Below are 23,220 nucleotides of genomic sequence, written 5' to 3' on the forward strand. Positions count from 1 at the left end.
CCGGAATCCGGTCCTCAGACCACACCATCCGGACCACTCAACGACCGACCGCCACCTCACGAAACTTCGAGGCTAGGCTTGGAACTCATGAGCAGTGCGCCTCTCGACGAACTGATCGCCTCGCTCGGCGATCAGATGGTCGTCACCGACCCCGACATCCTTGCCGGCTACCGCCACGATCGTGCCAACGACCCCGACGCCGGCACGCCGATGGCACTCATTCGACCTGTGACAACCGCCGACGTCCAGGTCGTCGTGCGGTGGTGCGCTGCGCATGGAATCCCGGTGATCACCCGTGGTGCCGGGACGAGTTTGTCCGGCGGGGCCACGGCGGTCGACGGAGCCGTGATGCTCTCGACCGAGAAGATGAGGAATCTGACGATCGATACCGCGACCCGCACGGCGGTGTCGCAGCCGGGTCTGTTGAACGCCGAGGTCAAAGCTGCCGCCGCGGCACATGGACTCTGGTACCCACCCGATCCGTCGTCGTTCGAGATCTGTTCCATCGGAGGCAATGTCGCCACCAACGCGGGCGGCCTCTGTTGCGTGAAATACGGCGTCACCACTGACTACGTGCTCGGCCTCGAGGTCGTCCTCGCCGACGGTCGCGCGATCAGAATCGGCGGCAAACAGCTCAAGGATTCGGCGGGGCTGCCGTTGACGAAGCTGTTCGTCGGCAGCGAGGGCCTATTGGGCATCGTCACCGAGGTCACGCTGCGGTTGCTACCGCCGCAGGCGTCGGCATGCACGGTGGTCGGAACGTTCGCGTCGGTGCACCACGCGAGTGAAGCGGTACTCGCCATCACCGCCAACATCCGGCCGGCCATGCTCGAGTTCATGGACTCGGTGTCGATCAACGCCGTCGAGGACATGCTCAAGATGGGTCTCGATCGGGAGGCCGGGGCCCTGCTGGTCGCGCAATCCGACGCACCGGGACCCGCAGGCGTCGCGGAGGTGGAACTGATCGAGAAGGCGTTCTCCGGGTGCGGGGCGTCCGAGGTGTTCGCGACGTCCGACCCCGCCGAGGGAGAGGCGTTCACCGCCGCTCGCCGCGCGGCGATCCCGGCCGTCGAACGTCTCGGATCGTTGCTCCTAGAGGACGTCGGGGTCCCACTGCCTGCGCTACCCGAATTGATCGACGGCGTTGAGGCCATTGCGACTGACAACAGGGTGATGATCTCGGTCATCGCCCACGCGGGTGACGGCAACACACATCCGTTGATCGTGTTCGATCCCGCGGACGCCGACGAGAGCGCGCGTGCGCAGGTGGCCTTCGGCCAGGTCATGGATCTCGCGATCAGTCTAGGCGGGACGATCACCGGCGAGCACGGCGTCGGACGATTGAAGAAAGGCTGGCTGCCTGATCAGCTCGGACCTGATGTCATGGAGCTCACAGCGAGAATCAAAGCGGCCCTGGATCCGGAGGGACTACTCAACCCCGGTGTGCTTCTCTAGGTGAAACGGCACCGGTCCGCATGTCGCAACGCCCCCTCTGTGCTGCGACATGCGGACCGGGATCGAGCACAGCTATCGTCTTCAAGTGGAAGGCGCTGACTCCAAGTTTGTACCGCTGAGGACACTGTAATCACGTTTTGCACAACCATCCATCGAGAATATCCGGACAATTGTCAATCTCAGGTTGATGATAGGGGCTATGACGACTTCATCGGATCGTGACCTGGACCTTCGGCGTCTCAGAATGTTCGTCGAAGTAATCGAAGCGCCGTCATTACGTGTTGCTGCCGAGCGTCTGTTCATCTCGCAGCAGGCGCTGTCGTCGGCGATCAGGGATCTCGAACGGCAACTGGGTGTGCAGCTGTTCTCGCGTTCGCGTCGATCGCTCACGCCGACTGCGGCCGGTACGGCGCTCTACGAGGGCTCGGTTCCGTTGCTCGCCGGTGGCTCGCATCTCGCGTCGGAAGTGCGGATGGTCGACGCGCAGAATCCCGACCCCTACGTGATCGGCTACACCCAGGGCCTGGCGCCGTCGGAGGTCTTCCAGGTGATCGAGGGGGCTGTGCAGCAGGACTCGACGATGCCGATCACCGTTCGCCCGGTTGCCGCGGAGTTCATTCGCGAGGAGCTGCTCGCCGGAAGTATCGACCTCGCGCTCGCCCGCACGGTCGAGGCGCCGCCAGACCTCGCGGGTGCCATCGCGACAAGTCACGAACTGCGTCTCGCGGTCAACGCGCGCCACCCGCTCGCGCAGCATGAGACGTGCGCAATGAAGGATGTCGCGTCGTGCCAGATCGTGATCTCCGAGCTCGAACCCGACTACACCAACATGATCGTGTCGTACTGCCGTCGCGCGGGCTTCGAACCCGAGATCATCGTCTCCAACCTCCGCGGCACCCCGCCGCACACGTCGGTGATCGCACATCCGCAGGCGGTCGCGTTCGTCACCAACCAGCCCGGATGGCTGTACGACAACCAGATCCGCGTCATCTCGTTCGACAATCCACCGCTGACCCCTGTCATGGCGATGTGGCTGCCCAACACCGCGCCGCGCATGCGCAACCGCATCCTCGACGCTGTGGGCGTCAGTGCCGTTGCAGAATCGCAGTGAGATCTGCGCCTACGGGAAGCGTGCCGTACTCGGCTCCGCGGTCGTCGCCCAGTCGGGCCTCGATGAAGGCCTCCGAGGTGGGCGTCGGCGAAAACCGCACCAGCAGTGAGGCTTCGAGAGCAAGCGCCATGGATTCGACGACGCGCCGCGCTCGGCGCTGAGCCGACGACGCGTCGAGCGTTGCCAACTCGGAGAGTTGTGCACGGACGTTGTCGAGATGGGCGTCGAGGATGGTGCTCGCGCCGCGTGCGAGATTGACCTCCGCGTCGAATGCGGCGATCGATTCGGGTTCGCGTGTCATCGCGCGCAGCACGTCGAGTGCGATGACGTTGCCTGAGCCCTCCCAGACGGCCATCACCGGCTGCTCGCGGTAACGCATCGCCAGAGGGAAATCCTCAGTATATCCGTTTCCGCCAAGGCATTCCAGTGCCTCGTAGGCGTGGTGCGGACCGCGCTTGCAGATCCAGTACTTGGCGACCGCGGTGGCGAGCCGGCGGAAGGCGCGCTCGGTGTCGTCGGCATCCTCGTCGTGTGCCCGAGCGAGGCGCATCGCGGTGACGGTTGCGGCTTCGGACTCGAGTGCCAGGTCGGCGAGCACCGCCGCCATGGCCGGTTGGTCGGCGAGCGTTGCTCCGAATGCCGCGCGATGGCGGGCGTGCCAGGTGGCCTCGGCGACCGATTGCCGCATACCCGCAGCGCTGCCGAGCACGCAGTCGAGTCGGGTCTGGGCGACCATCTCGATGATTGTGCGTACCCCACGGCCCGGCTCGCCGACCATCAGCGCGACGGTGCCGTCGAGTTCGATCTCGCTCGACGCGTTGGATTTGTTGCCGAGCTTGTTCTTCAGGCGCTGGATGCGGAACGAGTTGCGGGTGCCGTCGGGCAGGATTCGGGGGAGGAGGAAGCACGAGAGTCCCTCTCCGCCAGCACCTTCCGCCTGAGCGAGGACGAGGAACGCGTCGGACATCGGTGCCGAGCAGAACCACTTGTGACCGGTCAGCAGGTACTCCGCGCCCGGGCCGCCCGCACCGACCGGCCGGGCGACGGTGGTGTTGGCACGGACGTCGGAGCCGCCCTGCTTCTCGGTCATCGACATGCCGAAGATCGCCGAGGGTTTGTCTGCGGACAGGCCAGGAGAATAGCTGCGCGACAGCGCCTTTGGAACCCACTGGGCGGCGACGTCGGGTTGCAGTTCCAGCGAGGGGATGACCGCGTGGGTCATCGACACCGGGCATCCGTGGCCCGGCTCGATCTGCCCGAAGAGCATAAAGATCGCCGCGCGGGCGACGTGCGAACCCGGCTGCGGGTCGGCCCAACAGCGGGTGTGCGCACCGTGCTCGACTGCCGCGGAGATGATCCGGTGATAGCTCGGGTGGTACTCCACCTCGTCGATCCGGTTGCCCCAGCGGTCAAAGGTGTGCAGTTCGGGCGTGATGGTGTTGGCAAGCTTGGCGTCGTGCTGGAACTGCGCGCTGCCGACGAGCATGCCCACGTCGGTGAGTTCGCTTGTGGCCCAGGCGGCATTGTGGCGGTTGACGGCCTCGACGAGCACGGTGTTGAGCTCGTACTCATTGACGTCGACCCGCGGGGCCGACTGGTTGAACACCGCGTGCGTCACGTGCGGCCGCGGCTGCGTGGTCGGGGTGGTTGAGGTCATCGTGATGCCTTTCGTCGATGGCTGCGCGCGGGTTGGTCCGGTGTTTCTCGCTGCCCCCGCTGGTCGAGCTCCCCGCGCTGGTCGAGCTGCTCTCTCCGCTGGTCGAGTCCTCCCCGCTGGTCGAGCCCTCCCCGCTGGTCGAGCTTGTCGAGACCACCTAGCCGCGCGTTGAGAACCTCTTCGGAGATGCCGAGGTTCGTGAAGATCACCGTGACGGCGTCGGTGAGTGACGGCCCCAAACTGTCGTCGGTCGCCGACTTCTGCACCGCCAGACCGAAAATCGCCGACCAGAACGCCTTGGCCTCGACGCCGATAGAGGCGCGCAACTGCCAGCCGGTGCGCACCAGCTTCTGCATGAGCGCTTCCTCGCCGCGCTCGTGCAGAGTGTACAACGTCGTAGTGATGAACTCGCGCAGGTCAGGCCGTCTCGAAACGAGAAGCATTGCCGTGGTAAACATCTCGACGCCTCGGAGTTCCGGTCCCAGCAGTGTGGTCACGAGGGTCTGTGCGTAGTCGCGGACAGTCGGAGTGGCCTCGGCCGCCTCCTCGGCATGGCGTCCCGCGCGGAGAACCGCGGCGCACGCCACCTCGACGAAGAGTTGCTCCTTCGAGCCGAAGTAGTACGTCACCTGGTTGGGAAACGTGCCCGCCCGTTCGCAGATCAGCGCGACCGACGCGGTCTCGCCCTCCGCGCGGAACACGTGGTCGGCGGCGTGCAGCAGGGTCTGGCGCGTCTGCTTCCCCGAGCTACGCGTCGCGCGCTGCGATGTAGAAGAAGCCACGCCACCTCGCTGTTTGTATGACCGACAAGTTTGTATGTCACACAATAAATGCGATCGACGCCGGGGTCAACGGAGCGACGCCGAGGTCAATGGAGCGTTTTGGACCCCCAGTAGTCGTCGCTGTGAGATCCACGTGTAAACCCGATTTAGCCAAGTCCATTTCGACCGATCTCAGATAATCCACGCGTAGATCAGATGCGATGGGAGTCGTCCATGTGGAGGGCCGAAACGGCCAGCGCGCGTGGATGGGGTGGCCAACCGGTGCGTCGCGCCGCCAGCTTTGCGCTCAGGGCCAAATCCGGGTGGCGCGACAAACCAACCTGTGGTTATGCGGTAGGTGCCGAGGTGGCCTTCGCTGCTGAGACCGGTGTCCTCGGCGACGGATGTGACCTGGCTTGTGCTCGCTGACCAGCTGGTAGCGGCCGCGTTCGGGCGCTGCGAAGGGGTCGGGCATAACCTGTTGGACGCTGTCGGCGAGATCGGCCAGTTCCGTCTGGCTTCGGCGGCCTTCGAAGGCGCCTACGTGGAGAGGCATATCTTGGATCGCCCCGGGTTTGTCGTGCATTAGCCGTCTCGGTTGCGATTCGACGAGGCCCTCGGCCGGGCCGCTAGCGAGCGGTCTCTGAATCGGTTCGGCGGTGCGCTGCAGGGGACAGCTTGGACCCAGATAGTCTTGTGGCGTATAAGCCTGGCCGAATCGGTCGGTCGACTTGGAGTGGATCGAGGGGAGGTCAGTCTGTGGCGACGAACGATCAGCTCAAAGCGCTTGTAGTCAGTCACGCCGACGGCGATGATTCCCAGTTTTACTCGGTCGCGATGCAGGTGGCAGCAAAGGCCGCACGTTCTGGGCAGTCCAAGTTCGCCCAGGAGCTTCGCGACCTCGTGGATGACCTCCGTCAAAAGGGGGTCACCTCGACCCGGGTGGCGTCGGTAGTAGCGGTCACCCAGCCGCGAGGCGAACTCGGATCGCTGCTGACCGTCAGCTATCCGGATGCGCGGCTGAGTGATCTGGCTTTATCCGACAGCCTCGGCGACCAGCTCCGCCAGGTTCTCCTAGAACAGCGTCAGCGTGGCGAGCTTGCCCGACATGGCCTGCGGCCTGCTCGCCGACTGCTTCTGATCGGCTCCCCGGGCACCGGGAAGACCTCGACGGCTCGGGTGATTGCCGGGGAGCTGGGCCTTCCACTGTTCGCGATTCGGCTGGACTCGATTATCACCAAGTTCATGGGCGAGACGGCTGCGAAATTGCGACTGGTCTTCGATGCGTTGGTGGAAACTCGTGGGGTTTACCTTTTCGATGAAGTGGACGCACTCGCTGGGGATCGTGCGGCACCAAACGATGTAGGTGAGATTCGACGTGTGTTGAACTCGTTCCTACAGTTCCTGGAGGAAGACGATTCCGACAGCGTGGTCGTCGCGGCCACAAATCACCCCCGGCTGCTAGACAATGCGCTGTTCCGCAGGTTCGATACCGTGATGGATTTCGCCCTTCCTGACGACAAAGGCATAAGGACTGTGATCGAGAACAGGCTCGCCTCGTTCTCCATCAGCAACCTGAGTTGGAAACGCGTGATCTCCGCGGCGGAGGGCCTCAGTCATGCCGAGATTGCCACTGCTGCTGAGAACGCGGCTAAGCGGACAGTGCTGGCGGAACGGGCCCGCATCCGGACCGACGACCTCGTGTCTGCGTTGGCGGAGCGGGCTCGGGCTGACGCGCAGCACTGGCCGAACGCGTAGGTGGCATGGCCGAGCGTGACCGCCCGCACCTTTTCGTGCCTGCCCCGCCAGAAGCGGAACCGTTCACGTCGACGCGGGGTGGCGGAAGCAGCGACAGGCCAGAGTTTTCCGGCGACCGTGCAGACCACGGGCGGTCCCTAGCCCGGCAGTTCGAACAGGCCGTCCCCACTCCCGACGAGACGGACAATGCGGGAACCTACGTGTCGTTCGAGTCCTTTCTCGGTCTGGAGCTGGCACTTCAGAGCCTCGATGTGCAGCGCAGCGGCAAGCAACCCGAACTCGTTGCGGTCAAAGAGGTCCGGACAGTCTCAGGCACGATGCAAATCGCCACCGTCTACATCCCGAACAACAAGCGGGACTACTTCCTCCGACGCCTCAACGACTACGTCGAGACCGCCACCGAGGACAAAGCCAAGAACGCCACGCTTGTAGAGGGCATTGCTGCCATTCGCCGCGCCACCATCCGAGAGCTGTGGACCGATCCCGACGACGAGTTTCCCACAGACTCGAACGAGGTTGTGTGGTGGGAAGTTTGGCTGCGCCGCCGCGATGGCTACGAGCAGGAGAGGCTGCGTGGATTCGCCGAGCGGAATCAATTGCTGACCAACGGAAACTCTCTCGGCTTCCAGGATCGGACGGTCATGCTCGTGCGTGCCACTGCAAACCAACTCGCACATGGCCTCGACTCTCTCGATGACCTGGCTGAGCTGCGAAGGCCACACGAGGTCGCCAGCCTGCTCACCGATATGTCCGCCGTCGAGCAATCAGAGTGGGTCGACGACCTGCGCCGCCGATTGCAGGTCGCTGACCAAGACTCCCCAGTCGTGTGTGTCCTGGACACTGGCGTCCAGAACGGTCATCCGCTCCTGGCGGACTCACTAACCGAGGCCGACGTGCACGTCGCTAACATCACTTGGCAGAGTCGGCCCGTCAACGCCCACGGAACGGAGATGGCCGGGCTCGCACTCTTCGGAGATCTGCATCGAGCAGTCACAACTGCTCACGCCGTCCGATTGGATCACCGGCTCGAGTCGGTCAAGATCCTGCCAGACCACGGGCAGAACGAGCGCGACCTGTACGGGGCGATCACGGCCCGGGCCGTAGACCGTCCTGAAATCGAGGCGGCGGACCGGCTCCGCGTGTTCATGCTCGCGGTCACAGCCCCAAACACTGACGCCGACGCGTCGCAGTCCACCGACGACGTCGAGCGGGGCCGGCCCACGTCGTGGTCCGCTGCGGTCGACGCCTTGTCCTTCGGTCGCGCGATTGATCACACTGACTCCAGACTCACCTACCTCGACCGCGACGAACCCCGCACACCGCGCCTGTTCGTCATCTCGGCAGGAAACATCAACTCAATCAACCCAGCCGACGACCACCTAGACCGCAGTGACCTTTCGCCTGTCGAAGATCCGGCACAGTCATGGAACTCGTTGACGGTCGGTGCCTACTCTCAGCACGACGACATGGCCGACGCGCCAACAGCTTTCGCGGGCTATATCCCCATCGCGGCAAGGGGGGAGTTGTCGCCGGTTAGTCGAACTTCGGTACTACACGGCGGGGACTGGCCGTTCAAGCCCGAGGTCGTCGCGAACGGCGGAAACGTTGCCGCTTCACCGGACAAGACCAGCGCAGACACGCCGCCAAATCTCGGTGTGCTCACGACCAGAATGCAGCAACTTGGTACCGGATTCCTTACAACTACGAGCGCCACTTCTGCCGCGACCGCGCAGGTTGCTGCCATCGCCGCCAGTATCGGAGCGGCGTACCCAGATCTGACTCCCGAGACGATACGGGCGCTGATCGTGCACTCCGCGCGGTGGACCCAACCAATGCACGCGCGCTTCAACGACCGCAACGCCAACAAGACTGATCTGGCAAATCTGTTGCGCCGCTATGGGATGGGTGTTCCTGATCTGGACCGAGCCTTGCGGAGCGCTACCGACGCGCTGACGCTCATCGCTCAGGCACGCATTCATCCATTCGAGCGGGGCGACGGCGCAAACAAGGTGCGCGAGATGAATCTCCACGACCTGCCGTGGCCGATCGAGCAACTGGAATCGCTCGGGGAGATCGAAGTGTCAATGCGGGTCACGTTGTCGTACTTCGTTGAACCTAACCCGTCGAGCCGTGGCTGGACCGGCCGATACGTCTACCCCTCGCATGGCTTGCGATTCGCGACCAAACGTGCCGATGAGAGCCTCGGCCGATTCAGGCAGCGCATCAACAAACGCGCCCGCAGTGAAGGGCAGCGAGTCCCGAGCTCGAAGACTGAGAAGGGATGGCTTTTTGGCAGCGCCCAACAACAGAAGCCCGTCTCACTGCATACCGACATCTGGACCGGCCCCGCGGTCAACCTAGCCAGCAAGGGGGCGATCGTTGTCTACCCAGTTGCCGGCTGGTGGCAATACCGTCGCGCCTGGGACCAGAGCGATAAGGGTGTCGACTACTCCCTCGTTGTCAGCATCGAAGCTCCCGATGTGGACATTGACCTATGGACACCCGTCTCCCTTCAGATTCAAACAGTCGTTGAGACCAACACATGACATGAACCTCTCGCCGCCGATCCGCGCTACGGTGGTGCGCTTGGGTTCGCCCGCATGCACGCCTATGTACCGAGACGGTGTCGATACGAGTGCGCAGATGCGACCCCTGCTGCCGGCCCCTCAGTGTTAGGGGCACGCCTGACTCGCGTGGTGGCGTGTGTCCGTCCATACTCAGTGGGGCACCCCGACTTTCGACTCCTGGACGGTAGCCTGAGATCGATCAGGAGCTCTGTGTTGCAGCAGGTGTTTCCCTGCTACTAATGATTCTGACGAGTATGGCAGCCCTCGATGTCCGACAACCCTCCCCATGCTTGCATCTCCTTGAGCATCCAGTCACATCGCTCTCCGTGCGGAATGGGGTCAATCGCACGTTAGGAACCCAGAGACTGCTCACCAGTGACAGGTTGCGCGAGTATGCGGAGGACGGGAATCCGCTACTCAGGTTGCAAAGGCCGAGGGGATCCGCAGAACGAAGATTGTCGCGCTGATGAGCGCCTGCGGATTCCGAGTAGGACCCCACGGGCGTCCTAAATTTCACATTCCGACAGCGACGCTCCAGGCGCTCTACGAACAGTCCCGACTGACTCCTGTCGAGATCGGGGAGCTTTATGGAATTTCGCTTACCGTAGTCTTGCGGAGGCTCGTCGCTGTAGGAATTCCTCGGCGAGCACGAGGCGGCGCATCTTATGCTGCGAACGTACGGAGAATCGACCGTTCGCCAGAATTGATGAGAGAAGTTTGAACGGGCGAGGGTTGTACACTGTCAACAGTGTCCTCCATCCAAGCTCCCCAAGGTGGAACTTCTGTCACCGCGGCTTTGATCCAGCAGCTGCTCGCCGCCGCCGACGAAGCTGAGAATAGATTCTTCGAACGGGAGTTTCCTACAAAGGATGCCGCGATGGAGGCCGGTGGGAACCTCTTGACGATCGCAGACCGGACGGTCAGAGGTGGCGCCTTGGCCTTTGCCGATGCGGTACGCGCTATGAAGAACTACGGGGCGTGCCGCGGCATCGCACGTCGATACGCAATAGACGACGCTGAGATCACGAACAGCCAAGCTCGTTGTGGACAAGTGCTGAGAGCAGTGATTGTGCCAAACCGAGACGAGGCGCGCCGCAAAGCGTACGAAGTATTGGAGGAGGTATCCACTCGCTACGCTGCGCAGGGAAAGCGAAGCGAATCTGGGGCAGAAGCCGCCAACGCTGCTTTATGCATCCTTGAGATGTCGGCCGCTGACCAGATTTTGTTGGAAAAGGCCCGGGTTCTGCTCGAACGCTCGGTCGAATTGAAGAATCGCCCGTCCGATATCGCCTTCAGCCGATTCAATTTGGCCCTATGCCTTCGGCTCATCGCGGAAGCCGACTCCGACAACGAGGAACTGTTGAAACAGGCAGATCGACTACTGGATCGCGCATCCAAAGAGTTCGACAAGTTGGAAGAAGCTCCAATCGGTTTGGCTTCGACGCTACCCCTAAATCGCAGTCAGATTGTTCGTGGCCGGATTCGCGGACTTCGATCTCGTGAAGGTCTGAAAATTCTACTTTCTCACCGCCACGATGTTCCAGAATGGCTAAGGCAACGGTTTGACGCTAACCCGGTCGACTTTGCATCTGCGATCACTAGCAACCCTGCCGCGTACGGAATGTCATCCGCCCCTGGGTGGGCCACGCCCCATATTAGCGTGAACGTGCATGAGCGTCTGTACGAGCGCGCCCTCGACGCACTGTCCACGGCGATCAGTTCGGCTTCCGGTCTCAGCAAGGCTCGACTACTTTGGGAGCGCCACCTCCTGGCCAGCACTTACTTGAACACCTGGTCTGTCGACGAAGACGCCGTTGAAGCCCTCAAGCTCGTGTGGGTGGCTGAAGACCACCACGTGTACTTCGAGTGGGCGAGGAGCATGATTGCGCTAGAACCCGACGACCCGGCGCGTGATGATTACACAGAAATTCTGAGGAGGATCGCCGCGTGTATCACGACGTTGCGACGTGGATGGGCTAGTAACGATATTGAACGTCTGCTGAGGTCGAACGACACAACATTTCGCTTTCTTGCATGCAGGCTTGCAAATTTCTCGGAGTATGAGGTCGCTTTCGAGGTACTCGAGTTGACCCGTGGTCTTATCTCGACAAGGACTATGCAAATCATGGATGTATCTATCGCTAAGGGAACTCGGAGTAATTCTTCTTGCTCGTGGGTGCATCTAACACACAGCCCGGCTGCAACAGTTGTCATTGGTCTCAACGAGACACTCGATGGCGCCAAATGCTACTTCGGGCGCACCTTTCCTACCCTTTCCGGTCGCACCTTGGCGGTCCTGTTTAGTGGTGTCGTCGATTATGGTCTTATTGCAGCGCAGCAAGCGGGCAACAGGACGGATGCAGCTGCCGCTGCAACAACTATCGCAAAAGAATTGACACCGGTGGCGGACTTCATTATGGAGAATGCAACGGGGGTCAATATCAGAATATGTCCTGGAGGATATTTCCAAGCGTTTCCTGTGGCGTCGATAGAAACGGCGGATGGATTGGTGCTTGGGGCCCAAATGCGAACAGCGATCGCTCCTTCCCGCACGCTTGCTGCGGGCACCGATTCTCCAGTGGTAATGAGCGAGCCAGTCATGGTGGCATCTGCGGATGCCGTTCCAGGCTACGAAAGCCTCCCATTCGCTGCTCTTGATCTCGGAGCGATTGCCCGCTACTTTGAGATTGCGTCGGTCTCCGCGACCGCAGTTGATCTGCAAAATCTTGAAGATGGGCCGGGTACGGTACTTCACTTTAGTGGGCACTCGTACGCCGACATAGATCCAAGCAAGTCCAGCATGATACTTTATGGCGGGAAAATGGCCGCATCGGACATCTTGCAAAGTGGGCCTCGGCCAGCTTTTTGTGTTCTCAGCTCATGTCAGTCTGGCGCTGCACATAACTTTCAGGCACAAGACGAATTCCTCAGCATTCAAAGTGCGTTTCTATACGCTGGTGGCCAAGTTTCAATCGGTACTTCCTGGCCTGTAGGTGACTTGGCAGCCTACTGCTTTACTCAGAATTTATACAGACAACTTGCGGCGCACGATAAGAGAGATGCATCCGCATGGATCGCCGCTTTCTGGAACTCGCAGGAGTGGATCCGACGCGTGTCACTAGATGAGATTCGGCGTCTAATAGATGAATCCGAGGGTACTGTCGGCCTCCCGTCGTCTGTGCTCGGCCGAAGCTCTGACTATCAGCCATTCGCATCATTCTACGACTGGGCGAGCTTCACTATCCTCGCGCGTCAATGAGCTGAGTAGCTCGCGGCCTGACTCAACGACATAGCACTCCCGTACCCGCCGCAAGTCTGCGCCGCATCTCAACCCAACCGCACTACGAATCGCCTATGAACGCTGTTCACTGTCCGTCGCCACCCACTGGCCCTTCGAGCCGCGTCAATCCGAAAGAGCCCGAACGCTCCCCGAACACGCCACCGCCGGAACAGGAGCACAGGTGGGTACTGACAGGCATGTCGACGCGCTCGACACCATGGCCTTGGCCGGCGCCTTCTCCAGTCGGCGGCCATACCACCGCAAAAGAAGGCATCCCGCACGGCAAGCCCGCCCGTGATGCGGCACAACTATTGCGACACAACATCTCCACCACAACTACCGACACCTCGACAGAGCGATCGGCAGGCCCGGGGGTCACGGTAGTGCGCCGGCTCGAGCGGGAAGTGTCGATGCCGAATGTCGTTTGTGGGACCTGGCCCTGACACGCTCACGCCAACGCCACCGCCCGATGCCCCGCGACGCTGAACGCGTCGTCGCCAAACGGGTTCCGGCCGCCGGTCGCAAGCGCGGCCAGGCATTCACCCCACACCGGCGCGAACTTGAATCCGTTGCCGCTGAACGCTGTTCCCACGATCACGCCGTCGCCGACGCTGTCGATGATCGGCATCTTGGTCGGCGTCCACGAATCCGAATGCAACGACCACCGCACGACGTCGGGGATCAGATCGGGGATCATGCGCGCCGCCTGATCGCCGATCCAACGGAGTTGTTCACGGCTCAGCGTCGTCGGTCGGTCGGCCCAGTCGTCGAATGCGTCGAGGTCGATGTGTGGGCAGATCTTGATGCTGTAGCCGTCGAGTGTCGGTACTCCGAAGGCGTGCACGTCGTCGAGGTCGCGCATGAATCCGGGGAAGACATCGGGCGTGAACCGCTCCACGTGGCGCGGCATGAGCCACGTCAGCGCAAAGGTCTTCGTCTGCACCACGTCTCGCAGATCGGGAAGCAGTTGAGCAGTCCATGGACCGGCCGTCACGACGACGCGGTCGGCGGTGAACTCACCGCGACTCGTACGCACGAGAACGCCGCTCGGTGTCTCCACGATGTCGAGCACCTCGGTGTCGTAAACGGCCGACGCACCGTGTGAGAACGCCTGATCGGTGGCGGCGGCAACGGCCATCTCCGGACGCATGGCGCCCCCGAGGAGGTCGAGCGCGCCGATGTCGTCGTCCTCAATGTGAAACTGCGGGAAGCGAAGTCGCATCTGCGCAGCGTCGAGAATCTCGTGCGGCAGGTCGAAGTGCTCGATCGACGCGAGTGTCGGCTGCAAATCGGGATGATCCGACGGTGCGACGCTGAGTGCGCCTGCGGGCAGCAGGATGTCGCGTCCGTATCCGGCCCCGAGTTCCTGCCACAGCTCGCGTGACCGCAGCAGGGCGGGAGTGAACAGCTCACCCTCCTTCGCTGCGACGCGGAACAATCGCGACTCACCCGCGTACGCGCCCTCGGTGTGTACCCTCCCGAACTGCTCGATACCGAGAACGTCGACACCCTGCTTTGCCAACTGCCACAACGTCATCGATCCGATGGAGCCGAGCCCGACGACGATGACCGAATGGTGTGCGGCCACAGAAACATCGCTCATGACAGCGCCGGGCTTTCCCACAGGTTGAGAGGCGTCCCAATGCCACGCTCCACCGCGTTGCGGTACACGACGGTGCCCCACGCGACGTCTTCGACGGGCATGCCGCCCACCGACAGGATCACTATCTCGTCATCGTTGCGTCGTCCCTCAACGGCGCCCGCTGCAACCGCGCCGAGATCGACGAGTTCTGAACGCGGCATCGAGCCGTCGTGGATCATGTCCATGAACTTGCAGCCGATGATGGGAATCGAGTTGTGCGAGGGGTATTCGGTCTCGTCGAACCAGGCGTCGTAGAGGCCGATGTTGTCGACGACCTTACGAACGTCGGATGCCTTGAGGCCCTCGTCGATCTCGCAGCTGGCGGGCATGCTCAAGAACGCCCCCGGTTTCAGCCAGTCGCGGCGGACGAGGGGATAAGTCGACGGATCGCCGATCTCGCCCGAGGTGCAGTAGGTGACGATGTCGCTGTCGCGCACGGCATCCTCGACGTCGTCGACCTCGATGACGGTCAATTGCGGGTGCTCCCGCGCAACCCAACCGGCGAAGTTGTCGAGGCTGCCGCGGCTGCGGCCCTTCACCTTGACGGTGTCGATCTTGGGGCAGGTCGCCATGAATGCGGCCAGCGAGGTCCGGGCCATGACGCCGGGGCCGACGATGCCGACGACCTGTGCGTCCTCGCGTGCCAGGAATCGCGCGCCGACGCCCGGGACAGCTCCGGTTCGATACGCCGACAACAGGTTTGCCGACATCAATGCCAGCGGAGCACCTGTATCTGTGTCGTTGAGCATGAACATCAGAATGGACCTTGGAAGGCCCTTCTCGCGGTTGGCGATGTTGGAGCCGTACCACTTCATACCGCTCGTGCCGAAGCTGCCACCGAGGTAGGCGGGCATCGCCATGAAACGACGATCCGCCGTGTTCTTGGGCATGGTCTCGAACGGGGACTCGTCCGGGAAGGTGACCATTGCGCCGTGGGAGTCGCTGTTGGTGCCCGCCATGCGGTAGTCGCCGGAATGCAGCAGCACGAAGGTTTCCTGCATGGCGTCGACGCACGCCGCCATGTCGGTGACGCCTGCGGCGATCATGTCGGGTTCGGAGAGATAGCGAAAGTCGATGGAGGTCATGGATTTTCCTGTTCTGTGCTGAGAGAAGGAGTCAGACTGCGATGGCCGAGGTCAGGGATTCGTACGCAACGACGTTGCGGCGTCGCATGATCAGTGCCTGGACCACGCCGAGCGCGACTGCCGCGACAACGAGTGCGATGAAGAAGTCGGCAAGCGACTGCGAACCGCCGATCAGCGTCGGGAAGTTCCAGATCACCGCCACGAGGATGGTGATGAGTCCGATGAGCCCGAGCGTCGGTGCGATCACCGCTCGCCAGAGGCCGGCCTGAATGTTGTTGCGGCGGAAGTACACCAGCACCGCGAGGCAGGTCAGCGCCATCAGCACGACGATTCCCAGAGTTGCGACGCCGGAGAACCAGGCGAAGACCTCGAGTTCGGGATCGAGTCCCAGGGCAGCGAAGACGACGATGAGCAGTGCTGCGGTGATGGTCTGCACGAACGAACTGACATGGGGCGACAGGTGATTCGGGTGCACCGTGCCCAGCTTCGACGGCATCGCCGTCGCCGAGGCCATCGAGTGCTGGTAGCGCGAGATCACGTTGTGGAAGCTGAGGATGCACGCAAAGAGGCTCGTGATCAGTAGCACGTTGACCGTCGTCGATGCCCAGGTGCCCAGGTAGGTCTGTGCCGTCGCCATGATCATGCCCGACGGGTCCTTGGCGGCAGCGGCGACCACGTTGTCCGGTCCCCACGCCATGACGAGTGCCCAGGACGAGAAGGCGTAGAAGACGCCAATGAGCAGGACGGCGACGTAGGTGGCGCGCGGGATGGTGCGGTCAGGGTCACGAGCCTCGTTGCGGAAGATCGCGGTTGCCTCGAAGCCGATGAATCCGGCGACGGCGAACATCAGGCCGATTCCCGGTGCGCCCGACATCACCTCGGACGGCTTGAACGAGGCCATCGAGAGTCCCTGGTTGCCGCCCTTGGCCATGATGGCGATGTCGAGGATCAGCACGATCCCGATCTCAGCGATGAGCAGCAGACCGAGAACCTTGGAACTCAACTCGATGTGCCGGTAGCCGAGGATGCCGGTGAACGCTGCGATCACCAGTGCCCACACCCACCAGGCGATCGACGGTCCGCCGAGGTCGGAGACGCCGGAGGAGATCAGCACACCGATCAGGCCGTACACCGCTGCCTGGATCATCGTGTAGGTCAGCAGCGCCAGATGCGCGGTGCCGAGTCCAAGAGGCCTGCCGAGACCGTAACCGACGTAGGTGAAGAAGGCGCCCGGCCGGGGGATGTAGCGGGCCATCGTGCTCAGTCCCACCGAGAAGAGCAGCAGGACGACGGCGGCGATGACGAACATCGACGGCACGCCCGCGCCGTTGCCGAGCAGGAATGCGACGGGCACACCACCGCCGACGACGGTGAGCGGAGCGGCCGCGGCGACCACCATGAAGACGATGGCTCCGACGCCGAGCGACCCCTGCAGGGATCGAGACGACGAGCCGGATTGGCCGGCGGTGGCAGCGCCGGTATCGATAGATGTCATGTGATTCTCTTCTGCGATCAGACGGACGACATCATGCAAGGAATCGTGCAGGGAGATGTCGTGAGGACTGGGCGTCGATGCCCGTGGATATATGTTCTGACCGCCCCGTCGCGGCGCCGTTGCCCGCCGGTAACACGTCTGGACACCCTTGTGGGACGACGCTCGACGCCGAGACCCGTTGCGTGTCACGCCCACAACACCATCGAGTAACACGGCCGAAACACGCTGTGGTTAGCGTCCGCGCTATGCCGGGACCAGCAAGAGAGCGCGTTCGCGAGCGACTTCGGCTGGGCGCTCGCACTCAGTTGGTCGGGCTTGATCGTCGAAGTCTTGGATTCACCGATGTGGTCGCGCAGTCGGTGGCCGTCATGGCGCCATGCGCTGCAGCCGCAACGATACCCATGCTGCTCGGCCAGGCGAACGCGCCGTTGGTGTGGTGCGTCGTCACGGCAACCGTGCTCTGTGCGTTGGTCGCATCGACGCTCGGTGTCTTCGCTTCGCGCGTGGTTGCTCCGGGCGCCCTCTACACCTATGCGGCCAAGGGGCTCGGCCCCGGGGCAGGCGCTGCCACTGCGGCCGCGATGACACTCGGCTACGGGTCGCTGGCGATGTTCACGCTCTCGCAGACCGCAGCCTATGGGCTACGGATTTTCGGCCTCGGTGCACCGTCGACGCTGACGACGTGTCTTGCCGTTGCGGGGATCACGGTGGTCATGGGGGTTGTCCTGATCCGAGGCGTACGAGTCTCGGCGCGAGTCGGGCTGATCATCGAGGCCGTTGCGGTCGCCGGATTGTTGACCCTTGTCGGAGTGCTGGTCACACGCAACTGGGACCACATGTCGGTGCGCGCTGCGGTCGCGGTGCCGACCGGATGGTCGCACTATCTTGCGGGCGTAGCCGTCGCGACATGCGGGATCATCGGATTCGAAAGCGCCGCAACACTGTCGGTCGAAGCGAAACGTCCGCTGCGAACCATTCCGCGGGCGATCAACGTCTCGCTGGCCCTCGGCGCTGTCGTCGTTCTCATCGCGACACTGGCACAGGCGGGCGGAGCGAACGTGCTCGACGGCATCTCGGCACTCGGCGAGGGAAACGTCGATGTGCTCACCGAGAGTATCGGAGCGTCGTGGGTGGCCCCGCTCGCGAATCTCGGTGTGTGCGCATCGTTTCTGGCGTGTGCGCTTGCGAGTACGACGGCGCTGACCCGAACTCTGCTGTCGCTGGCCCGAGAGGGCGTCCTTCCTGGCCGACTCGGCTACACGCATCCGCGATTCAAAACGCCGGTCGTCGGTCTGGTTGTGAGTCTGCTCGTGATGGTCGCAGTCATTGTCGTATCGCTGGCGGCGGGTGCGTCGGAGAGTTCCATGCGCGGCTCGATGGCGGCAGCGCCGGCCATCGGATTCATGGTCGCCTACGTCCTGGTCTGTGTTGCGGCGCCTGCCTTTCTGCGCAAGACCGGTGAATTGCAACGACGGGCGGCGGTGACAGCCTGGCTCGCCGCGGTCGGATTCGGCGGCATCCTGGTGGTGTTCGTCGCGACGAACATCGGCGGCATCTGGGCACCTGGAATCATCGGCGCGTTGGTCTGGCTGGCGCTGGCGGCAGTCGGCTATGCGACGCTGCGTCGCGTTCGGCCACTGGTCACAGCGCACATAGGAATACACGAAACACCAATGCGCTCGGAGGTGTTCAGCGGACATCTCGAGTCCGACGCCGCAGTCAGTGGCGGACCGTCGCGATGAGTCCTGCCTTCGGGGGCGACTCGTCGTCGAAATCGGTGATCAATGCACTGCAGATCCTTGAAGAGGTCGCGACGATGGGACCGGGTGTGACCGCCGTCGAGTTGTCCAGGCATCTCGGATTGTCGAAGTCGGCGACGTATCGCCTCGTGAATCTTCTTGCGCAGGAGGAGTATTTGGTCCGTACGCCCGATCTGGGCGGCTTCGCGCTCGGCGCCAGAATCGATCGCATGCTCGGCGCCGCGGCCGGCCCACCGGTCTCCGACCAGCTCCGTACCGCTCTCGACGAGGTGCGCGCGGGTCTACGGTTCGGTGTGCACTTGTTCGGGAGCCACCGCGCGGGGACGTCGCGGGCCCGGCTGAGCCTGATGGACATCGATCCGGATTACCCGCTCAGTGATCCCGGCCGGCTTCTCCATGATCTGACCGCGTCCGCGGCGGGCCGGCTGATGACCGCCGTCGGATCCGGGCATCCCGCCGCGGCACCGACGCATGCGAGCCAAATCGGTTCGTTCATACCCAATTTCGGCTGCGTCTCGGTACCGGTGTGGGGAGCAGATTCGACGCTGGTCGCCGCGCTCACCATCGCCGCGCCCGCCAAGCACATCGAGAACCCGGAGACACTGGTCCGATTACTGGCCGACCCTGCACGACGGGTCGCCGAGATCATGGACTCCGGCGAGGAGTGAGCTGAAGACGGGGAGTAGCTCATATCGCTGAGATCAAGACATGGTCGTGCCGCTACGTCGCCACCGGCCATCCCGGCAGATGCCCCGTCAGTGCCCAGGCAGCCTGTCGGGCCGCCCCGAGTGCGACCCATTCACTTTCGGCGGGAAGAATGACGGTGCCTTCGAAGACTGATGGTGCGATGGCACGTATCGCCGGCGATTTCGCTCCACCTCCGATGAGAATGACCCTCTCGACATCGACGCACTGCGCCTCGATCTGCTCCCGGCACCACACCAGCGAACCGAGTAGTCCTTCGACGGCAGCACGTGCGACCGATGGTGCTGTGAAGTTCTCGGTCGTGATCCCCGTCAGTGATCCAGTCGCATCGGGCAGGTTCGGCGAGCGCTCTCCGGCGAAGTAGGGCACGAGACGCAGCCCGTGTGCGCCTGCAGGGGCCGAGACCGCCAGTCGTGCAAACTCATCGAGGTCGACGCCGAGCATTCTCGCGGTTGCGGCGAGAACCGGTGCACCGTTCAACGTGCACACCAGTGGCAGATGGCGGCCGGTGCCATCGGCGAAGCCCGCGACAATGCCGGATGGATCGCACGGCGCGACATCGGTGACAGCGCTGATGACTCCGGAGGTACCCAGCGAGACAATGGCGTCGCCCGGACCGGCCTGTAGTCCGAGTGCAGCGGCGGCGTTGTCGCCGAGTCCCGCGCCGAGTAGCGCGCCGCCGGGGATTCGCGCGGCAGCCTGTTCGGCCTCGATCACCCTGGGCAACAACGGAGTTCGCCCATGTAGTGCAAGTTCAAGCAGGTCGGGGCGATATTCGTCTCGGGCAGCGCTGAAGTATCCTGTTCCCGAAGCATCGCTGCGGTCGGTGGTCAGTGTGGCGATGTCGGTCGATCCGGACAGCCGCCACGTCAGCCAATCGTGGGGAAGACATACAGCGGCAGTCGTGTCGGCGTTCTGAGGTTCGTTGTCCGCGAGCCAACGCAGTTTTGCCGCAGTGATCGAGGCAACCGGGACGACGCCGACTGTCTCCGCCCATTTCTCGGGTCCGCCGAGCTCATCGATCAAGTCGGCGGCGCTCGTCGCTGATCGGGTATCGTTCCACAACAAGGCATCTCGAACCACCCTGCCCGACTCCTCCAGGCAGATCATGCCGTGTTGCTGTCCGGCAACGGACACGGCCGCGACGTCGTCGAGCCCGCCCGCGGCGGAGATGGCCGCGCACAACGCAGTCCACCAGTGCTCGGGATCTACTTCGGTACCCGGCGGGTGTGGCACGCTCGCCGAGCGAACGACTGCGCCGGTCTCGGCATCACAGATCACGATCTTGCAGGATTGCGTCGACGAGTCGATCCCCGCGACGAGTGTCATGAGAGCAACTCCTTCAGGGTCTCGCGGGAACCCTTGGTACGCAGAGTTTCCAGCGCCCACAGGTAGGGCTTGGTGAAGCCGTCATGGTCGGCGAGTTCGCCGAAGAGCCCTCTTTCCGACACGAAGGCGAGCGGTTCGGTCCGCGACTTTTGTGCCAGTGGCACGAGTTCGTCGGCCTTCGGGTCGACGACGTCGATCACGTCGCCGTTCTCGTCTATGCCCTCGGCGTATCGAGTCCAACTCGCCACGACGGCAGCGGCAAGATCGACGTTGCCACCCGCGTGGAGTCGCTCGCGAATCACTGGCACGAGCCATTTGGGAATGCGGTCGGAGGAATCCTGGCACAGGCGTGCGATCGTGTCGGCAATGGCGGGATTGGCGAAGCGTTCGAGAAGTGTGTCGATATATGCGTTGACGTCGACACCGGGCAATGGTGCAAGTGTCGGTTCTGCTTCGTCGAACATGTAGCGGCGCAGCAGTTCACGGATGTCGGAATCGCTTGCGGCGTCGTGAACATAGCGGTAGCCGAGTAGGTAACCGAAGTAGCACAACGCTTGGTGGCTCGCGTTGAGCAGACGTAGCTTCATGAGTTCGTACGGCGTGACGTCATCGACGATCTGCACTCCGACATTCTCGAGCGCGGGCCGTCCGTCGCTGAACGAGTCCTCGAGGACCCACTGGATGAATGGCTCGGCAACGACAGGCCAGTTGTCGACGATGCCGGTGCGTGCCTCGACCTCCGCCGCCAATTCAGGTGGGGTGACCGGCGTTATCCTGTCGACCATCGAATTGGGAAACGACGTATGGGTGTCGATCCACTGAGCGAGCTCAGGATCACGCAGACGCGCGTAGGCGAGGAACGTCGAGCGCGCTACGTGGCCGTTGCCCTGTATGTTGTCGCACGACATCACTGTGAACGACGGAATGTCGCGTGCACGCCGACGTGCAAGGGCTTCCGTCACCAATCCGAAAACTGTTGCCAGAGCCTGGTTTCCGCTCAGATCTGCGACGATGGCTGGATTCTCGGCGTCGAATTCACCTGTCGCAGGGGAGAAATTGTATCCGCCCTCGGTGACCGTGAGCGACACGATGCGGGTGCCGGGGTCAGCGAGCCTTTCTAAGACGGACTCGGGATTGTCTGGAGCATACAGATACTCGACGATTGATCCGATGACCGAGGTCTCGACAGCGCCGTCAGGACTCTTGAGGGTCAATGTGTAGAGCCCGTCCTGGGGCACGAGGGCGTCCCGCATGGCCTGATCGGCTTGCCGGACACCGACGCCGCAGATACCCCACGATCGTGACTCGGGTTCGGCGAGAAGGCGATCGACATACATTGCCTGGTGCGCGCGGTGAAATCCGCCGACACCGAAGTGGACGATTCCGACGGTGACGTGTGCGCGGTCGTAACCGGGCGTCGGAATGCCGGTGATTGTTGGGAGAGCGTCGTTGCTGAGCCGGATACTCACGAGTGCGCCTTTCGGGTGTCGGGTCGGGGTTCGGTGTAGCGCGAGAGTGCCGGATACACAACAGCTTTGATGTGTCCTGTGATGTGATCGGCGTTGAGCGCCGCGGGCAGCTCGTCGAGTCCGAAACGGGCAGTGACCATGGAGTCGAGGTCGACGGCGCCGGTGGTGGTGAGTCGGGTCGCCGTTGGCCAGGTGTTTGCATAGCGGAAGACGCCCGTCAGGACGATCTCACGGTTCTGTATCAACGATATGGGGAGTTCCATGGTGTCAGCACCCATGCCGACGAGCACAGCACGGCCTCCGGGTCGAAGAGCGGAGATGCCCGCGGTGACCGCTGCCGGCGCACCGCTCGCGTCGACGAATGCGTCCACGGGTGCGATGGCCGTGCCGGGAACGGCGACATCGGTTGCCCCGAATCGGAGTGCCTGCGACCGACGCTCTTCGTCGGGCTCGCTCACGACGATTCGCGAGAGCCCGGCCGCACGGGCTACCTGCGCGCACATCAGCCCGATCGGCCCCGCTCCGCTGATCAGAAGTGAATCACCAAGTCGAACCGATGCTTTCGCGATCGACGCGAGACCGACCGACAGGGGTTCGAAAAGGGCGGCGGCCTCGTCGCTCACGTCGTCGGGTACGGCATGAGCGAATGCGGAACCGATCGTCACGAACTCGGTCAGCGCGCCGTCGACCGGGGGCGTTCCGTAGAAGCGCATGGCCGGGCACAGGTGGTAGTCACCACGCATCGTCTCCGTGCTCGTCGGGTCGGGTCGCTGCGGCTCGATCGACACGCGCTGGCCGATGCGTGAGGATTGGACGCCCGCTCCGACGTCGACGATCACCCCGGCGGCCTCGTGTCCGAGGATCAGCGGCTCGCGCACGACGTGCTCGCCAATGCGTCCGTGGCGCAGGTAGTGCGTGTCCGAACCGCATATTCCGACCGCGCTGACCTGCACAAGGACGTCTCCGGGGCCGGGCCGGGGTACGGGTCTGGTCTCTACGGACAGCTGTCGGCCGGGCGAGAGAACCGAAGCTCGCATTGTGTGGAGTCCCTGATCACTCGTCGTCGAGGATGTTGCATAGCTCACATCACGGATGTTAGCGTATTGAGCAGATTTACCGCTAGTGAGCAAATGCTCACCAGTCGAC

At 63.0% G+C, this 23,220-nt stretch carries 14 protein-coding genes and 1 pseudogene; 7 read left to right on the plus strand and 8 right to left on the minus strand.

Features of this window, described 5'->3' with window-relative positions:
* The first annotated feature begins 87 nt into the window (after nucleotides 1–87).
* Together A5766_RS05145 and A5766_RS05150 are read left to right on the plus strand one after the other, a co-directional pair.
* Nucleotides 88–1,455 carry an FAD-binding oxidoreductase gene (locus tag A5766_RS05145; protein WP_064903665.1) on the plus strand — a complete coding sequence of 456 codons (1,368 nt, stop codon included), beginning with the start codon at nucleotides 88–90 and terminating at the stop codon, nucleotides 1,453–1,455.
* 199 nt (nucleotides 1,456–1,654) lie between these two features.
* Nucleotides 1,655–2,566 carry a LysR family transcriptional regulator gene (locus A5766_RS05150; RefSeq protein WP_267626749.1) on the plus strand — a complete coding sequence of 304 codons (912 nt, stop codon included), beginning with the start codon at nucleotides 1,655–1,657 and terminating at the stop codon, nucleotides 2,564–2,566.
* Here A5766_RS05150 and A5766_RS05155 read toward each other — a convergent pair.
* Nucleotides 2,541–4,223, minus strand: coding sequence for an acyl-CoA dehydrogenase family protein (locus tag A5766_RS05155; RefSeq protein WP_064903670.1), 1,683 nt, complete (start codon nucleotides 4,221–4,223; stop codon nucleotides 2,541–2,543). The genes A5766_RS05150 and A5766_RS05155 overlap by 26 nt on opposite strands.
* A 158-nt stretch (nucleotides 4,224–4,381) precedes the next feature.
* Nucleotides 4,382–5,005: pseudogene (locus A5766_RS05160) on the minus strand (TetR/AcrR family transcriptional regulator C-terminal domain-containing protein); the annotation flags it as partial.
* A gap of 738 nt (nucleotides 5,006–5,743) precedes the next feature.
* On the opposite strand from A5766_RS05160, the gene A5766_RS05170 reads away from it, so the two are divergent.
* The 3 genes from A5766_RS05170 (at nucleotide 5,744) to A5766_RS05180 (ending at nucleotide 12,568) form a co-directional block, all read left to right on the plus strand.
* Nucleotides 5,744–6,742, plus strand: coding sequence for an AAA family ATPase (locus tag A5766_RS05170; protein WP_005201858.1), 999 nt, complete (start codon nucleotides 5,744–5,746; stop codon nucleotides 6,740–6,742).
* Between the two features lie 5 nt (nucleotides 6,743–6,747).
* Complete coding sequence (locus tag A5766_RS05175) at nucleotides 6,748–9,288, plus strand: S8 family peptidase (protein ID WP_005201857.1); 2,541 nt, start codon at nucleotides 6,748–6,750, stop codon at nucleotides 9,286–9,288.
* 769 nt (nucleotides 9,289–10,057) lie between these two features.
* On the plus strand, nucleotides 10,058–12,568 hold the full coding sequence (locus A5766_RS05180; protein WP_005201856.1) for a CHAT domain-containing protein: 2,511 nt from the start codon (nucleotides 10,058–10,060) through the stop codon (nucleotides 12,566–12,568).
* A 469-nt stretch (nucleotides 12,569–13,037) separates the two neighbouring features.
* On the opposite strand, the gene solA is transcribed toward A5766_RS05180, so the two are convergent.
* From solA to A5766_RS05195, 3 genes are read right to left on the minus strand one after another with little or no spacing between them, the layout of a single operon-like run.
* Complete coding sequence (gene solA / locus A5766_RS05185) at nucleotides 13,038–14,192, minus strand: N-methyl-L-tryptophan oxidase (protein ID WP_064903745.1); 1,155 nt, start codon at nucleotides 14,190–14,192, stop codon at nucleotides 13,038–13,040.
* Nucleotides 14,189–15,316: a tyramine oxidase subunit B gene (locus A5766_RS05190; protein ID WP_064903673.1), complete on the minus strand. Its 1,128-nt coding sequence runs from the start codon at nucleotides 15,314–15,316 to the stop codon at nucleotides 14,189–14,191. Before A5766_RS05190 ends, solA begins: the two co-directional genes overlap by 4 nt.
* Before the next feature lie 31 nt (nucleotides 15,317–15,347).
* A complete protein-coding gene (locus A5766_RS05195) occupies nucleotides 15,348–16,811 on the minus strand; it encodes an APC family permease (RefSeq protein ID WP_064903748.1) in 1,464 nt (487 codons plus the stop codon).
* A gap of 245 nt (nucleotides 16,812–17,056) precedes the next feature.
* Between A5766_RS05195 and A5766_RS05200 the strand changes: the two genes are divergently transcribed.
* Together A5766_RS05200 and A5766_RS05205 are read left to right on the plus strand one after the other, a co-directional pair.
* A complete protein-coding gene (locus tag A5766_RS05200; RefSeq protein ID WP_064903676.1) occupies nucleotides 17,057–18,553 on the plus strand; it encodes an APC family permease in 1,497 nt (498 codons plus the stop codon).
* The gene (locus A5766_RS05205; RefSeq protein WP_064903678.1) at nucleotides 18,550–19,239 is read left to right on the plus strand and encodes a helix-turn-helix domain-containing protein; all 690 of its coding nucleotides are present in this window, start codon (nucleotides 18,550–18,552) and stop codon (nucleotides 19,237–19,239) included. Before A5766_RS05200 ends, A5766_RS05205 begins: the two co-directional genes overlap by 4 nt.
* Nucleotides 19,240–19,291: 52 nt before the next feature.
* Here the strand turns inward: A5766_RS05205 and A5766_RS05210 are convergent, their stop codons facing one another.
* Genes A5766_RS05210 through A5766_RS05220 form a run of 3 tightly spaced genes read right to left on the minus strand, consistent with a single transcriptional unit; the run spans nucleotide 19,292 to nucleotide 23,111 of the window.
* Complete coding sequence (locus tag A5766_RS05210; RefSeq protein WP_082965451.1) at nucleotides 19,292–20,605, minus strand: xylulokinase; 1,314 nt, start codon at nucleotides 20,603–20,605, stop codon at nucleotides 19,292–19,294.
* Nucleotides 20,602–22,074, minus strand: coding sequence for a mannitol dehydrogenase family protein (locus tag A5766_RS05215; RefSeq protein ID WP_005201849.1), 1,473 nt, complete (start codon nucleotides 22,072–22,074; stop codon nucleotides 20,602–20,604). Before A5766_RS05215 ends, A5766_RS05210 begins: the two co-directional genes overlap by 4 nt.
* The gene (locus A5766_RS05220) at nucleotides 22,071–23,111 is read right to left on the minus strand and encodes an NAD(P)-dependent alcohol dehydrogenase (protein WP_039854111.1); all 1,041 of its coding nucleotides are present in this window, start codon (nucleotides 23,109–23,111) and stop codon (nucleotides 22,071–22,073) included. Before A5766_RS05220 ends, A5766_RS05215 begins: the two co-directional genes overlap by 4 nt.
* Between the last annotated feature and the right edge of the window lie 109 nt (nucleotides 23,112–23,220).

Origin of the sequence: Gordonia sp. 852002-51296_SCH5728562-b (assembly GCF_001665475.1) — a bacterium.
Classification (GTDB): Bacteria; Actinomycetota; Actinomycetes; order Mycobacteriales; family Mycobacteriaceae; genus Gordonia; species Gordonia sputi.